Raw genomic sequence first — 14,118 nt, 5'->3', positions numbered from 1 at the left:
AGACGCGTAAGAAATAAAAAAGGCGCTTTTAAAAGCGCCTTTTTTTATGGGTCAAAGACTTATTTGGTGACGTCAGCGCCGAACCATTTCTCAGAAAGCGCTTTCAGGCTACCGTCTTTCTGCATGTCAGCAATCGCGGAATCGATCGCTTTCACCAGGTCTTCGTTACCTTTACGGATGGCGATACCGGCTTCCTGACGAGAGAACGCATCACCCGCAACGGCCAGGGTATTGTTGGTTTTCTTCACCAGATCCAGCGCGGCCAGGCGGTCAACCAGAATGGCGTCGATACGGCCCACGCGCAGATCCTGGTATTTGGTCGGGTCATCATCATAGGTGCGAATATCCACACCCTGCACGTTCTGGCGCAGCCACTCTTCGTAGTTAGTACCCAGACCGACGCCGACTTTCTTCCCTTTCAGGTCCGCAGCCGTTTTAATCCCGCCTTCGTTACCTTTCTTCACCAGCGCCTGAATACCGGACACGGTGTACGGCGTGGAGAAGTCATACTTCTTCTTACGCTCGTCAGAAATGGTCACCTGGTTGATCACCACATCAATACGTTTTGAATCCAGCGACGCCAGCATACCGTCCCATTTGGTCGGTTTCAGGGACGCTTTCACGCCAAGGTGTTTCGCCAGTTCTTCCGCAAATTCCACTTCGAAACCGGTCAGTTTACCGTCGTCGCCCTGGTAGCTGAACGGAGGATAGGTTCCTTCCAGCCCCACCAGCAGCGTGCCACGCTCTTTTACTTTATTCAGCAGGTTTTCCGCGGCGAACGTTTTCACGCTCATGCCCGCAACCAGCGCAACGGCCATAACACCCATCAGCGCCTGACGACCCAGAAGTGCAAATTTCATAAATACCCCGATATAGTGGAATTTTTACGTAGTGTAGAGAAATCGCCTGCCACGTCAAAGGCGACTGCGCTACATCTTATTCTTTTTTAATATATATCAGAAGTTGTTCCGGCGTGGGCTTTCTGCTTCACGACACCCGGCATCTGTACCTTGTATTGGGCATACTTGCGCAGCGCAATCCGGTAGTTGTTGGTGCTGGTCGCAGGCAGCCACGGCTCCAGATTTTCATCCAGATAACCGGTTTTCAGCAGATCGCGAGAAATATTGTTGACGGTCAGATGCTGCCCAAGGCGACGCAGGCGAACCACATATTCGCGAACGGTGCCGTGGCTCATCTCCGTTTGTTCAAACAGGAATTGCTTGAAGCCGATAATATCGAAGAAGTCGCTTTGCTCTTTGCAGTGGAGATCGCCACAGAAACGGCAAAGCGCCACCCACTCTTTTTGCTCTTCGAGCCAGGCGGCCTCATCCATTAACGTGTCGAGGCGGGATATCGCGATTTTGTTCACGATTTCGCCACGACGAACCAGCGTGATACGGTCGAGTAATTTATTACAGTGGGCGCAATGCGTCTGGCTGTGTTTAAAGTCTTTCAGGTAGCGGCTTAAAGGCCGTCTTTTAGATTGCTGCACCGTCATGATAACTCCTGGTTGTCAATACGTTGTGCGGCATTTCCCAGGTGAATCAATCACCTATAACTTGCCCAGTTTCGTGCGTAAGCGCTTGATGGCCTGGCTGTGCAGCTGGCTAACCCGAGACTCCCCCACCTCCAGTACCGCGCCAATCTCCTTGAGATTGAGCTCTTCCTGGTAATAGAGGGTCAACACCAGCTGTTCGCGTTCTGGTAAAGCTTCAATCGCTTCCATCACGCGCTGGCGTAAATTCCCTTCCATTAAATGGTGTAACGGGTTTTCTTGCTGATGCTCGTCCGTCACCAGCTCGATGCTATCGCCATGCTCTTCGCGCCACTCGTCGTAAGAGAAGAGTTGGCTATTATTGGTATCGAGCAACATCTGACGATACTCTTCAACAGCGATCCCAAGACGTTCCGCCACTTCGGTTTCCGTCGCGTTGCGTCCCAGCTCCTGTTCCAGCTGCCCCATCGCATGCGCCACTTCGCGCGCGTTGCGGCGAACGCTGCGCGGCACCCAGTCTCGGCTGCGCAGCTCGTCCAGCATCGCCCCACGAATACGCTGAACTGCGTAAGTCGTAAATGCCGTTCCTTGCAGAGCGTCGTATCGGTCAACTGCATTCAATAACCCGATACCGCCCGCCTGTAGCAGATCGTCCAGTTCCACGCTCGCCGGCAAACGCACCTGGAGGCGCAATGCTTCGTGACGCACCAGCGGAACATAACGCTGCCACAGCGAGTGTTTATCCATTACACCATCAGCGGTATAGAGTGAATTCACGATAAACAGCCCTGCGTTAATTGAGTTATCGGCATGATTATCCGATTCTGGAGGGGTTTTAATCGGGTGAATAGTGGGTGAAATGAGGGGTTATTTGGGGGGTTACGCGTAAATGCGGACAGAAAAAACCCCGCCGAAGCGGGGTTTGAGCTTAAACAGGCGATTAGCCTTGCAGCAGAGACAGAACCTGCTGAGGAACCTGGTTAGCCTTGGCCAACACGGAGTTACCAGCCTGCTGGATGATCTGCGCTTTAGACATATTTGACACTTCGGTCGCATAGTCGGCGTCCTGAATACGGGACTGCGCTTCAGACAGGTTGGTGGTGGTGTTGTTCAGGTTGGTGACAGCAGAACCCAGGCGGTTTTGGATGGCACCTAAAGAAGAACGGAACTTATCGATGGAGCTGATAGCATCGTCCAATGCTTTCAGTGGATCGGTAGTAGTAGCAGCTTTAGTCGCTGCGTCGGTAGTGAATTTACCTGCTGCGTCAGTGTAAACAGCTTTTCCAGAACCATTGGTCACGCTGCCATCAGTTTGCAGGAAGTAATCAACGGTATTGGTAGTAGTCAGAGTACCATCAGTCGCTGTATAAGTAGCCGCGCCCCCAGTGGTAACAACGCCAGTTGCGCTAATAGAAATATCGTCAGTACCATCAGCGTCATTATCTACATTGAGAGCAGTACCTTTAGCAGCGGATTGCAGAGCATCAGCGCTGATACGAACGTTGCTCAGTGTAATTGTACCTGATTGAGAACCTGTTGCTGCGTCAGCAGAACCCGCCAGAGCGATAGTTGCGCCATCAGCCGTAGTAATTGAAACACCCACTGCACCTGTAGCGTCATGGTTTTTAGTCAGACCATCAAGCGTTGCCGCGGCAACTGTACCGGCGCTGTTTTGAGTCAAGTTACCTGTTGAATCGATAAACAGTGCTGAACCATCTTTAGCAGTAATTTTACCATCACTCGCCAGCACAACATCAACAGAAGTACCACCAATCTTAACGCTCAGGTTAGCAGTATCCCCTGCTTTCGGCGTCAGGAAGGATTGCAGTGCAGCGCTATTGCTGTCACCAGCTGCCGCACCAGCAGCGATGGTCGCCCCGAAGCTGAAATCATTTGTTGCTTTGTTGTAGGTATAGTTAGTCGCTGTCGCTGTCCCAAAACCATTAGAAATTGTGGCATCGACAATTGCACCATCAGACAGATTTGCAAATACGTTTGCAGCAGTGGCTTTATTCAGACCTGCGTCTACAGTGTATTTGGTTACACCGGCAGCATCGGTGGATGGTGTTGTACCTGCTGTAGCTGCTGCCGCTGCCAGTTCATCCTTGGTAGCAGCAGTGTTTGCCACAGAGCCCTGACCATTAACGTTAAAACCGGTCAGACCAAGAGTTTTAGAGTCGATTTGTTTCAGGTCGATAGTGATGGTCTGGCCATCGTTCGCTCCAACCTGAATTTTCATGGAACCGTCTTTAGCCAGCACATTAACACCGTTAAACTGAGTCTGACCAGACACGCGGTCAATTTCGTCCAGACGGGATTTGATTTCATCCTGAATTGAGTCCAGATCAGACTTAGAGTTAGTACCAGTAGAAGACTGAACGGTCAGCTCACGAATACGCTGTAAGTTGTTGTTGATTTCAGACAGTGCGCCTTCAGTAGTCTGTGCAACAGAGATGCCGTCGTTAGCGTTACGTGCAGCCTGAGTCAGACCTTTGATGTTGGAGGTGAAGCGGTTAGCAATCGCCTGGCCTGCTGCGTCATCTTTTGCGCTGTTGATACGCAGACCGGATGACAGACGCTCAATGGCAGTAGACATTGAAGACTGGTTCTTGTTGATGTTGTTCTGAGTGATCAGCGAGAGGCTGTTGGTATTAATGACTTGTGCCATGATTTCGTTTCCTGTTGTTCATCAAATCTGTGGATTAGATTTGGGTTTCCACCCTTCGGCTTCATCGCCGTCAAAGGTGTTATCGTCTGGTCCAAAACAACCTTTAGATTTTTTTTCAGGATCGCATCATTTTTTTTAGCCACAGAAATACTCTTCTCTATTAGCGCTATTCTCGCCATTAAAAAAAAGAATCTAACCGTAAACTTTCCTGAGTTGAGGCCGATAACCCCACTATTCGTTCTACGTGTCGTTACATTAAGGAATAAATATGGCAAGTATTTCTACGTTGGGAGTCGGCTCAGGTCTGCAGTTAGGAGACATTCTGGATAGTCTTACCGCTGCACAAAAGGCTCAGTTAACGCCAATCACCAAACAGCAGTCTTCCTATACAGCAAAACTCAGCGCCTACGGCACGTTGAAAAGTGCACTGGAGTCCTTCCAGACGGCGAATACTGCGTTAAGTAAAGCGGATCTCTTTACCGCAACCACTACTGTTAGCAGCTCAACGGCGTTTAGCGCGACCACCACCGGCAGCGCAATCGCGGGTAAATACACTATTAGCGTTTCGCAGCTCGCTCAGGCCCAAACGCTGACCACATCTAAAACGCAAAGCGACAGCAAAGCGGCGATTGCAACCGCGGACAGCAAGATCACCATTCAGCAGGGCGGCGATAAGAAACCTGTCACTATTGATATCAGCGCAGCAAACTCGTCTCTGACCGGCATCCGTGACGCGATCAATAAAGCGGATGCGGGCGTAAGCGCCAGTATTATTAACGTCGGAAACGGCGAGTATCGTCTGTCCATTACCTCTAAAGAGACTGGCGATGAGAATGCGATGACCATCAGCGTCAGCGGCGATTCGGCGCTGCAATCCTTTATGGGCTACAACGGCACGAAAGGTGATGCCAGTAACGGCATGCTGGAAAGTGTTAACGCGCAAAACGCTAAACTAAAAGTCAACAACGTCGATATTGAAAACAGCAGTAATACCATCAGCGATGCGCTGGAAAATATCACGCTAAATCTGAATGATATTACGAGCGGCAACCAGACCTTAACCATCACCAACGACACCAGCAAAGCAACCAAAGCGATTAATGACTGGGTTACTGCATATAATTCACTGCAAGACACCTTTAGCAGCCTGACAAAATATACAGCGGTGGATGCAGGATCAGATGCGCAGAGTACCAGCAACGGCGCGTTGTTAGGTGACAGTACGTTGCGAACTATTCAGACCCAGTTACAAACTATTTTAATTAACCCCCACACCAGCTCCAACATTAAAACGCTGGCCCAGGCGGGGATTACCACCGATCCGAGCACCGGCAAGCTGGAAGTTGATAATGACAAGCTGAGTGCGGCAATGAAAAACAGCGCGGCCGGTATGAAAGATCTGCTGGTCGGTGACGGTAAAACATCCGGTATCACCACCACCGTGGGGACAAACCTGACAGGCTGGTTATCCAGCACCGGCATTATTCAAGCGGCTAAAGATGGTGTCAGCAAAACGCTGAACAATTTAACAAAGCAATATAACGCAGCGAGCGATCGCATCGACACCATGGTAGCGCGTTATAAAGAACAGTTTACGCAGTTGGACGTCATGATGAACTCCCTGAACTCCACCAGCAGCTACCTAACACAACAGTTTGAAAATACGTCTTCCAATAAGTAGTAACAGTTAATCAGATCCGAGGGGAATAACATGTATGGCGCAAAAGGCACGCAAGCCTACGCAAAGATAGAAGTTGAAAGCGCGGTGATGAGCGCCAGCCAGCAGCACCTGGTTATCATGCTATTTGATGGGGCCCTCAGCGCGCTGGTACGCGCGCGTCTGTTCCTGGGAGACGGCAATATTCCGGCAAAAGGTTTGGCACTCTCCAAAGCGATTAATATCATCGAAAATGGCCTCAAGGTCGGATTAGATGAAGAGAGCAAAGACGAGTTGACGCAAAACCTGATCGCTCTCTATGCCTATATGGTACGTCGCCTGCTGCAGGCCAACCTTCGCAATGATGTCAGTGCCATCGAAGAGGTGGAGAATTTACTGCGCAATATTGCGGATGGATGGAAGGAGGCAGCAGGTATACCAACTCTTGCCCAGGACGCCTTCTAATGAGTAATGCACCGCAACTCTATACACTCTATCAACAACTCCTTGAGCAGAGCCATTTAATGCTGCGACTGGCACGCCAGGGATTATGGGATGACTTGATAACCTGTGAGACCGATTATGTCAACGCGGTGCACTCGCTGGCTCGCATGACGCAGGATATCGCACCTTCTTTACAGGTGCAGGAGCAGCTACGTCCCACGCTGCGGCTTATTCTGGATAATGAAAGCCAGGTCAAAAAGTTGCTACAGGCCAGAATGGATGAACTGGCAAAGCTCGTTGGTCAGTCCTCTATCCAAAAATCAGTACTTTCCACCTACGGCAACCAGGGCGGTCATGTCCTGGTCCCGCAAAGCAATAGCGATATCAATTAGCCATGTAGCTGGCGAACGAACGTTTCCCGCTTCGTTCGCCAGGCATTTCTGCAAAACGTACTCCATACTTGAGTTTCGCGACCTCATGGAGACGGTGCATGCGCAATCCAACCTTACTGCAATGCTTTCACTGGTATTACCCCGCTGGCGGTGAATTGTGGCGAGAAGTTACGGCTTTAGCCCCCAACCTCAACGAAATCGGCATCAATATGGTCTGGCTACCTCCTGCGTACAAAGGCGCATCGGGGGGATATTCCGTGGGTTACGACTCTTACGATCTGTTCGATCTTGGTGAGTTCGATCAAAAAGGCAGCGTCGCCACCAAATACGGCGATAAAGCACAGCTGCTGGAGGCCATCGACGCGCTCAAAAGCAACCAGATCGCCGTGCTGCTGGATGTGGTGGTCAACCACAAAATGGGGGCGGACGAGAAAGAGTCGATCCGCGTGCAGCGCGTCAATGAACAGGACCGTACGCAAATCGACGATGAAATCGTCGAGTGTGAAGCCTGGACGCGCTACACCTTCCCTGCCCGCACGGGGAAATACTCGCAGTTTATCTGGGATTACAAATGCTTCAGCGGCATCGACCACATCGAAAACCCCAATGAAGACAATATCTTTAAAATCGTTAACGACTACACCGGCGAAGGGTGGAACGATCAGGTCGACGACGAGATGGGCAATTTCGACTACCTGATGGGCGAGAATATCGATTTTCGCAATCATGCCGTGACCGAGGAGATCAAATACTGGGCGCGCTGGGTGATGGAGCAAACGCAGTGTGACGGTTTTCGTCTGGATGCCGTAAAACATATTCCGGCCTGGTTTTATAAGGAGTGGATTGAGCACGTGCAGGAGGTGGCGCCGCAGCCGCTGTTTATCGTCGCGGAATACTGGTCGCACGAGGTGGATAAACTGCAGAACTACATCAATCAGGTAGACGGCAAAACCATGCTGTTCGATGCGCCGCTGCAGATGAAGTTCCACGAGGCGTCGCGTCAGGGCCGCGACTACGACATGAGCCAGATCTTCACCGGCACGCTGGTGGAAGCCGATCCGTTCCATGCGGTCACGCTGGTTGCCAACCACGACACCCAACCCCTGCAGGCGCTGGAAGCCCCGGTGGAAGCCTGGTTTAAACCGCTCGCCTATGCGTTAATTCTGCTACGCGAAAACGGCGTGCCGAGCGTGTTCTATCCGGACCTCTTCGGTGCCAGCTACGACGATACGGGCGGCGACGGTAATACGTACCATATTGATATGCCCGTGATTGAACAACTGCATGAGCTGATCCTCGCCCGCCAGCGTTTTGCCCACGGCATTCAAACGCTGTTTTTTGATCATCCTAACTGTATCGCGTTCAGCCGCAGCGGGACCGACGACGCGCCGGGCTGCGTGGTGGTTCTTTCCAATGGCGATGACGGGGAAAAAGTGATTTGTCTGGGCGAGAATTACGGCAATAAAACCTGGCGTGATTTTCTGGGCAATCGCGAGGAAACCGTGACCACGGCGGCGGATGGTGAAGGGACGTTCTTCTGTAACGGGGGAAGCGTCAGCGTGTGGGTCATAGAGGATGCGCTGTAGAAACAATGCCGGGTGGCGCTAACGCTTACCCGGCCTACGGTGCGGCGGTTTTGTAGGCCGGGTAAGGCGAAGCCGCCACCCGGCAAAAAAACGGCTACGGGAGCTTACTCTCCAGCGGATTTTTGCTCAGGTAATTCGCACACTCTACCGTTGGACGATCCACTTTTTGCAGCTCCATACCATCATACTCAAGCGTTGCGCCATCACGCTCCAGCGGATAGATATCCAGCTTGCTGGTCACGTTATAGTAATCATCAGAACGCAGCATAATCTTGCCCGGCACCGCCACCACGCGCTGCCACTGACGGCAATCCAGCGTATCGCCCTCTTCCGTCACCACCAGCGTGGCAATCGCCTCCGGGCTCACCATCTTGCTTTGCGGCCCTTTTGACTGCCAGTACCCTGCCAGATGCGACGGCACAGGATGCTTGATGACTTCCTGATAATTATCAACCTGAACACAGCCGGTTAACGCCAGAAGCGCACCCACAATTGCTATTTTTTTCATCATTTTTCCTGCGTGGGAAGAAAAAAATATTGTGGCATTAAAGCGGTATGGGTGCCAGCGTAAGATCGGCAGGTTTTATACCTGCATCGACATGACGTCCTGATAGGCCGATACCAGCTTATTACGCACCTGAAGACCCATCTGCAGCGACACCGACGCTTTTTGCAGATCGGCCATCACATCATTAAGCGCCACGCCCGGCTCACCGAGCGTAAATTTCTCCGCCTGCGTCCGGGCGGCGTTCTGCTTGTCGCTGATACGGTCAAGCGCGGCGTGCAGTTGCCCCGCAAAGCTGATGGTTGAAGGTTCATCCATCACGTTCTGATTACGTGCCGTCATTGCCGTTGCCTGCAGCTGACTGATTACCCCTTCAATGCCCTGTATAGCCATGACTTTCCCCTGGATGGTTTTTTACGCGGTCAAGACTAACAGCTTGTCAATCAGATAATGGCGGTAAATAGCGTTAAAAAACCAGGTTATTTGACGCATAGAAAATCACGAATCATCAAATAATGGCAGGGCCATCAATATGGAACTTTTGTCGTGTTTGCCGACCCGGGAGTCAGTTTTGTTTCTCTACACGAATAACGTAAACCACCAGGATTTAAGAGGTGCGCAATGAGTGCAACAGCATCGACAGCGCCACAGAATAAATCACTCGAGTGGATGAACCGCCTTCGCGCGAACCCTAAAATCCCGTTGATCGTGGCAGGCGCTGCCGCCATTGCGATCCTTGTTGCGATGGTCCTGTGGGCGAAAAGCCCTGATTACCGCACGCTTTACAGTAACCTTTCCGATCAGGATGGCGGTGCCATCGTCACCCAGCTTACCCAGATGAACATCCCTTATCGCTTTGCCGATAACGGCGGCGCGCTTGAAGTGCCCGCGGACAAGGTGCACGAGCTTCGCCTGCGCCTGGCGCAGCAGGGTCTGCCGAAAGGCGGCGCGGTCGGCTTCGAGCTGCTGGATCAGGAAAAATTCGGTATCAGCCAGTTCAGCGAGCAGGTGAACTACCAGCGCGCGCTGGAAGGTGAACTGGCCCGTACCATTGAAACCTTAGGCCCGGTGAAGAGTGCCCGTGTACACCTTGCCATGCCTAAACCCTCTTTATTTGTTCGTGAACAGAAATCCCCTTCTGCCTCCGTAACCGTCAACCTTGAGCCTGGCCGCGCGCTGGACGAAGGACAAATCAGCGCGGTCACGCATCTGGTCTCCAGCGCGGTTGCAGGCTTACCGCCGGGTAACGTGACGCTGGTGGATCAGGGCGGTCATCTGCTGACGCAGAACAACAGCGCCGGTCGCGATCTGAACGACGCCCAGCTGAAGTACGCGGCCGACGTGGAAGGCCGTCTTCAGCGCCGCATCGAAGCGATCCTGGGCCCGGTCGTCGGTAACAGCAACGTGCATGCTCAGGTTACCGCGCAGATCGATTTCGCGAACAAAGAACAAACGGAAGAGCAGTACAGCCCGAACGGCGATCCGTCTCAGGCGGTGATGCGCTCTCGTCAGATTAACTCGAACGAGCAGGTGGGCGGCCCCTACCCTGGCGGCGTGCCGGGCGCGCTGTCTAACCAGCCTGCCCCGGCGAACGCGGCACCGATTTCAACGCCTCCGGCCAACCAGCAGAATGCGCAGCAGACAACCTCAACGGCAAACAACGCCGGTCCGCGCACCAGCAGCCGTAACGAAACCACGAACTACGAAGTGGACCGTACTATCCGCCACACCAAACTGAACGTGGGGGATATTCAGCGTCTGTCTGTTGCCGTGGTGGTGAACTACAAAACCCTGCCGGACGGCAAGCCTCTGCCGCTGACGGCCGAGCAGATGAAGCAGATTGAAGATCTGACCCGTGAAGCGATGGGCTACTCCGAAAAACGTGGCGATACGCTGAACGTGGTGAACTCACCGTTCAACTCGGTTGATGAAAGCGGTGGCGAACTGCCGTTCTGGCAACAGCAGGCGTTTATCGATCAGCTGATGTCTGCTGGCCGCTGGCTGCTGGTGCTGATTGTTGCCTGGCTGCTGTGGCGTAAGGGCGTACGTCCTCAGCTCCAGCGCCGTGCTGAAGCCGAGAAAGCCGCGCTGGAACAGATGAATAATCGCCAGGAAGTGGAAGAAGCGGTTGAAGTGCGCCTCAGCAAAGACGAGCAGGTGCAGCAGCGCCGCGCTAACCAACGCATGGGTGCAGAGGTCATGAGCCAGCGCATTCGCGAAATGTCAGACAACGATCCGCGCGTCGTCGCGCTGGTCATCCGCAGCTGGATGGGTAACGAACATGAGTAATACGCTTACAGGTACCGATAAAAGCGTCATCCTGCTGATGACCATTGGCGAAGACCGCGCGGCAGAGGTGTTCAAACACCTCTCGCAAAGAGAGGTGCAAATCCTCTCTGCGGCCATGGCCAACGTGCGGCAAATTTCCAACAAGCAGCTGACCGAAGTGCTGGCGGAATTTGAGCAGGAAGCCGAACAGTTTGCCGCGCTCAACGTCAACGCCAACGAATACCTGCGCTCCGTGCTGGTCAAGGCGCTGGGCGAAGAGCGTGCCGCCAGCCTGCTGGAAGATATTCTGGAAACCCGCGATACCGCCAGCGGTATCGAAACGCTCAACTTTATGGAGCCGCAGAGCGCCGCCGACCTTATTCGCGACGAGCACCCGCAGATTATCGCCACCATCCTTGTCCACCTCAAACGTGGTCAGGCGGCCGATATTCTGGCGCTGTTCGAAGAGCGTCTGCGTCACGACGTGATGCTGCGTATCGCCACCTTCGGCGGCGTGCAGCCGGCGGCGCTGGCGGAACTGACAGAAGTGCTGAACAACCTGCTCGACGGCCAGAACCTCAAGCGCAGCAAAATGGGCGGCGTGAGAACGGCGGCCGAGATCATCAACCTGATGAAAACGCAGCAGGAAGAAGCGGTCATCACCGCGGTGCGCGAGTTCGACGGCGAGCTGGCGCAGAAAATTATCGACGAGATGTTCCTGTTCGAAAACCTGGTCGAAGTGGACGATCGCAGCATCCAGCGCCTGCTTCAGGAAGTGGACTCCGAATCGCTGCTTATCGCCCTCAAAGGTGCCGAGCAGCCGCTGCGCGAGAAGTTCCTGCGCAACATGTCCCAGCGTGCGGCCGATATCCTGCGCGACGACCTGGCCAACCGCGGTCCGGTGCGCCTGTCGCAGGTGGAAAACGAACAGAAGGCGATCCTGCTTATCGTTCGTCGACTGGCCGAAACCGGCGAGATGGTGATTGGCAGCGGAGACGACACCTATGTCTAATGAGCTGCCGTGGACGCGCTGGACGCCTGACGATCTGGCGCCTCCCCTCTCCGAATTTACCCCGGCCGCGATCCCGTCCGATGAGGGCGATATCGATGCCGCGGTGCCCGAGCTGAGCGAAGAAGAGCAGCGTGCGCAGATGCTGGCGCAGATGCAAATGCAGGCGCACGAGCAGGGCTTCAACGCCGGTCTGCACGAAGGACGGCAGAAAGGCCAGGAGCAGGGTTATCAGGAAGGGCTGGCAAAAGGGCTGGAGCAAGGCATCGAACAGGCGCGCCAGCAGCAGGCGCCCCTCAATGCCCGTATGCAGCAGCTGGTGAGCGAGTTCCAGCATACGCTGGACGCGCTCGACAGCGTGATTGCGTCGCGCCTGATGCAGATGGCGCTGGAAGCCGCGCGTCAGGTGATCGGCCAGACGCCAGCCGTCGATAACTCGGCGCTGATTAAACAGATTCAGGGTCTGCTCCAGCAGGAGCCGCTGTTCAGCGGCAAACCGCAGCTGCGGGTACACCCGGACGATCTCCAGCGCGTGGAAGAGAGTCTTGGCGCGACGCTCAGCCTGCACGGCTGGCGGCTGCGGGGCGATCCCTCGTTACACCACGGCGGGTGCAAAGTTTCTGCGGATGAGGGCGATCTGGATGCCAGCGTCGCTACCCGCTGGCAAGAACTGTGCCGCCTGGCAGCACCGGGAGTCGTCTGATGACCGCACGCCTTACCCGCTGGCTCAACACGCTCGATAACTTTGAAACGAAGATGGCACAGCTGCCATCTGTTCGTCGTTATGGACGATTGACCCGCGCCACCGGCCTGGTGCTGGAAGCAACAGGGCTGCAGCTTCCGCTGGGTGCCACCTGCGTTATTGAGCGTCAGGACGGGCTGGAAATGCGTGAGGTCGAAAGTGAGGTGGTCGGATTTAACGGCCAGCGCCTGTTCCTGATGCCGCTCGAAGAAGTTGAAGGCATTCTGCCCGGCGCGCGCGTCTACGCGAAAAACAGCTCAGGCGACGGTCTGCAAAGCGGCAAACAGTTACCGCTTGGGCCAGCGCTGCTGGGGCGCGTGCTGGACGGCAGCGGCAAGCCGCTCGACGGCCTGCCCTCGCCGGACACCACCGAAACCGGGGCGCTGATCACCCAGCCGTTCAACCCGCTGCAGCGTACCCCTATCGAGCACGTGCTGGATACCGGCGTGCGCCCGATTAACGCCCTGCTGACCGTGGGACGTGGACAGCGTATGGGCCTGTTCGCCGGGTCCGGCGTGGGGAAATCCGTCCTGCTCGGCATGATGGCGCGCTATACCCAGGCCGATGTAATCGTCGTTGGGCTGATTGGCGAGCGTGGACGCGAAGTCAAAGACTTCATCGAAAACATTCTGGGTGCGGAAGGCCGCGCCCGCTCGGTGGTTATTGCCGCCCCGGCGGATGTATCACCATTACTGCGTATGCAGGGTGCAGCCTACGCGACCCGTATCGCCGAGGATTTTCGCGACCGCGGCCAGCACGTCCTGCTGATCATGGACTCCCTGACCCGTTACGCGATGGCGCAGCGTGAAATCGCGCTCGCTATCGGTGAGCCGCCGGCCACCAAAGGGTATCCGCCTTCGGTATTTGCCAAGCTCCCGGCGCTGGTGGAACGCGCGGGGAACGGCATCAGCGGCGGCGGCTCCATCACCGCATTCTATACGGTGCTGACCGAGGGCGATGACCAGCAGGATCCGATTGCCGACTCCGCGCGTGCGATCCTCGATGGACACATTGTGCTGTCGCGCCGTCTGGCCGAAGCGGGACATTACCCGGCGATTGATATTGAAGCATCCATCAGCCGCGCAATGACGGCGCTGATAACCGAGAAGCACTACGCGCGCGTGCGTAACTTCAAACAACTGCTCTCCAGCTTCCAGCGCAACCGCGATCTGGTCAGCGTTGGGGCGTATGCCAAAGGCAGCGACCCGATGCTCGACAAAGCGATTGCGCTCTGGCCGCAGCTGGAAGCGTTTTTGCAACAAGGCATTTTTGAACGCGCCGACTGGGAAGACTCAATCCAGGCTCTGGATCTGATTTTCCCGCAGGTGTAACACAGGTGGAGGGCGAAGGTC

General features: G+C 54.6%; 14 protein-coding genes. 8 read left to right on the top strand and 6 right to left on the bottom strand.

Translation table 11 applies throughout. The features are described from left to right. Positions 1–59: 59 nt before the first annotated feature. From tcyJ to KK102_RS11195, 4 genes are all read right to left on the bottom strand, one after another. Positions 60–860, bottom strand: coding sequence for a cystine ABC transporter substrate-binding protein (gene tcyJ / locus KK102_RS11210; protein WP_010432408.1), 801 nt, complete (start codon positions 858–860; stop codon positions 60–62). Positions 861–946: 86 nt separating this feature from the next. Beyond that, positions 947–1,498, bottom strand: a complete 552-nt coding sequence (fliZ, locus tag KK102_RS11205; RefSeq protein WP_010432406.1) for a flagella biosynthesis regulatory protein FliZ — start codon at positions 1,496–1,498, stop codon at positions 947–949. 54 nt (positions 1,499–1,552) lie between these two features. After that, on the bottom strand, positions 1,553–2,272 hold the full coding sequence (locus KK102_RS11200) for an RNA polymerase sigma factor FliA (protein ID WP_042714098.1): 720 nt from the start codon (positions 2,270–2,272) through the stop codon (positions 1,553–1,555). A 163-nt stretch (positions 2,273–2,435) separates the two neighbouring features. Beyond that, positions 2,436–4,163: a FliC/FljB family flagellin gene (locus KK102_RS11195; RefSeq protein ID WP_032659212.1), complete on the bottom strand. Its 1,728-nt coding sequence runs from the start codon at positions 4,161–4,163 to the stop codon at positions 2,436–2,438. 268 nt (positions 4,164–4,431) lie between these two features. Here KK102_RS11195 and fliD point away from each other — a divergent pair, with 268 nt between their 5' ends. The 4 genes from fliD (at position 4,432) to amyA (ending at position 8,242) form a co-directional block, all read left to right on the top strand. Beyond that, positions 4,432–5,844, top strand: coding sequence for a flagellar filament capping protein FliD (gene fliD, locus KK102_RS11190; protein ID WP_126545482.1), 1,413 nt, complete (start codon positions 4,432–4,434; stop codon positions 5,842–5,844). A gap of 30 nt (positions 5,845–5,874) precedes the next feature. Beyond that, a complete protein-coding gene (fliS, locus tag KK102_RS11185) occupies positions 5,875–6,285 on the top strand; it encodes a flagellar export chaperone FliS (RefSeq protein WP_126545483.1) in 411 nt (136 codons plus the stop codon). Then, positions 6,285–6,656, top strand: a complete 372-nt coding sequence (gene fliT, locus KK102_RS11180) for a flagella biosynthesis regulatory protein FliT (protein ID WP_126545484.1) — start codon at positions 6,285–6,287, stop codon at positions 6,654–6,656. The genes fliS and fliT overlap by 1 nt, the downstream gene beginning before the upstream one ends. Positions 6,657–6,754: 98 nt before the next feature. Beyond that, positions 6,755–8,242 (top strand): alpha-amylase, encoded by a 1,488-nt coding sequence (gene amyA / locus KK102_RS11175; RefSeq protein WP_216357602.1) that lies wholly within the window; start codon positions 6,755–6,757, stop codon positions 8,240–8,242. Between the two features lie 94 nt (positions 8,243–8,336). Here the strand turns inward: amyA and yedD are convergent, their stop codons facing one another. Beyond that, positions 8,337–8,750 (bottom strand): lipoprotein YedD, encoded by a 414-nt coding sequence (yedD, locus tag KK102_RS11170; RefSeq protein WP_216357601.1) that lies wholly within the window; start codon positions 8,748–8,750, stop codon positions 8,337–8,339. Positions 8,751–8,825: 75 nt separating this feature from the next. Next, the gene (fliE, locus tag KK102_RS11165) at positions 8,826–9,140 is read right to left on the bottom strand and encodes a flagellar hook-basal body complex protein FliE (RefSeq protein ID WP_010432385.1); all 315 of its coding nucleotides are present in this window, start codon (positions 9,138–9,140) and stop codon (positions 8,826–8,828) included. A 228-nt stretch (positions 9,141–9,368) separates the two neighbouring features. On the opposite strand from fliE, the gene fliF reads away from it, so the two are divergent. Genes fliF through fliI form a run of 4 tightly spaced genes read left to right on the top strand, consistent with a single transcriptional unit; the run spans position 9,369 to position 14,097 of the window. Beyond that, positions 9,369–11,036 carry a flagellar basal-body MS-ring/collar protein FliF gene (gene fliF / locus KK102_RS11160; protein WP_126545487.1) on the top strand — a complete coding sequence of 556 codons (1,668 nt, stop codon included), beginning with the start codon at positions 9,369–9,371 and terminating at the stop codon, positions 11,034–11,036. After that, positions 11,029–12,027 carry a flagellar motor switch protein FliG gene (gene fliG / locus KK102_RS11155; protein ID WP_089599455.1) on the top strand — a complete coding sequence of 333 codons (999 nt, stop codon included), beginning with the start codon at positions 11,029–11,031 and terminating at the stop codon, positions 12,025–12,027. Before fliF ends, fliG begins: the two co-directional genes overlap by 8 nt. After that, entirely contained in the window at positions 12,020–12,727 is a 708-nt protein-coding gene (gene fliH / locus KK102_RS11150; RefSeq protein WP_126545488.1) for a flagellar assembly protein FliH, read from the top strand. The genes fliG and fliH overlap by 8 nt, the downstream gene beginning before the upstream one ends. Next, the gene (gene fliI, locus KK102_RS11145; protein ID WP_010432376.1) at positions 12,727–14,097 is read left to right on the top strand and encodes a flagellar protein export ATPase FliI; all 1,371 of its coding nucleotides are present in this window, start codon (positions 12,727–12,729) and stop codon (positions 14,095–14,097) included. The genes fliH and fliI overlap by 1 nt, the downstream gene beginning before the upstream one ends. Positions 14,098–14,118 lie beyond the last annotated feature (21 nt).

Origin of the sequence: Enterobacter quasimori (genome assembly GCF_018597345.1) — a bacterium.
Classification (GTDB): Bacteria; Pseudomonadota; Gammaproteobacteria; order Enterobacterales; family Enterobacteriaceae; genus Enterobacter; species Enterobacter mori.
This window is presented reverse-complemented; position numbering and strand designations above follow the sequence as displayed.

Coding starts and splice junctions, on each gene's coding strand:
- fliT (WP_126545484.1), top strand. CDS start 6,285: ATGAGTAATGCACCGCAACTCTATACACTCTATCAACAACTCCTTGAG.
- tcyJ (WP_010432408.1), bottom strand. CDS start 860: ATGAAATTTGCACTTCTGGGTCGTCAGGCGCTGATGGGTGTTATGGCC.
- fliG (WP_089599455.1), top strand. CDS start 11,029: ATGAGTAATACGCTTACAGGTACCGATAAAAGCGTCATCCTGCTGATG.
- fliH (WP_126545488.1), top strand. CDS start 12,020: ATGTCTAATGAGCTGCCGTGGACGCGCTGGACGCCTGACGATCTGGCG.
- yedD (WP_216357601.1), bottom strand. CDS start 8,750: ATGAAAAAAATAGCAATTGTGGGTGCGCTTCTGGCGTTAACCGGCTGT.
- amyA (WP_216357602.1), top strand. CDS start 6,755: ATGCGCAATCCAACCTTACTGCAATGCTTTCACTGGTATTACCCCGCT.
- KK102_RS11195 (WP_032659212.1), bottom strand. CDS start 4,163: ATGGCACAAGTCATTAATACCAACAGCCTCTCGCTGATCACTCAGAAC.
- fliZ (WP_010432406.1), bottom strand. CDS start 1,498: ATGACGGTGCAGCAATCTAAAAGACGGCCTTTAAGCCGCTACCTGAAA.
- fliI (WP_010432376.1), top strand. CDS start 12,727: ATGACCGCACGCCTTACCCGCTGGCTCAACACGCTCGATAACTTTGAA.
- fliS (WP_126545483.1), top strand. CDS start 5,875: ATGTATGGCGCAAAAGGCACGCAAGCCTACGCAAAGATAGAAGTTGAA.
- fliD (WP_126545482.1), top strand. CDS start 4,432: ATGGCAAGTATTTCTACGTTGGGAGTCGGCTCAGGTCTGCAGTTAGGA.
- fliF (WP_126545487.1), top strand. CDS start 9,369: ATGAGTGCAACAGCATCGACAGCGCCACAGAATAAATCACTCGAGTGG.
- fliE (WP_010432385.1), bottom strand. CDS start 9,140: ATGGCTATACAGGGCATTGAAGGGGTAATCAGTCAGCTGCAGGCAACG.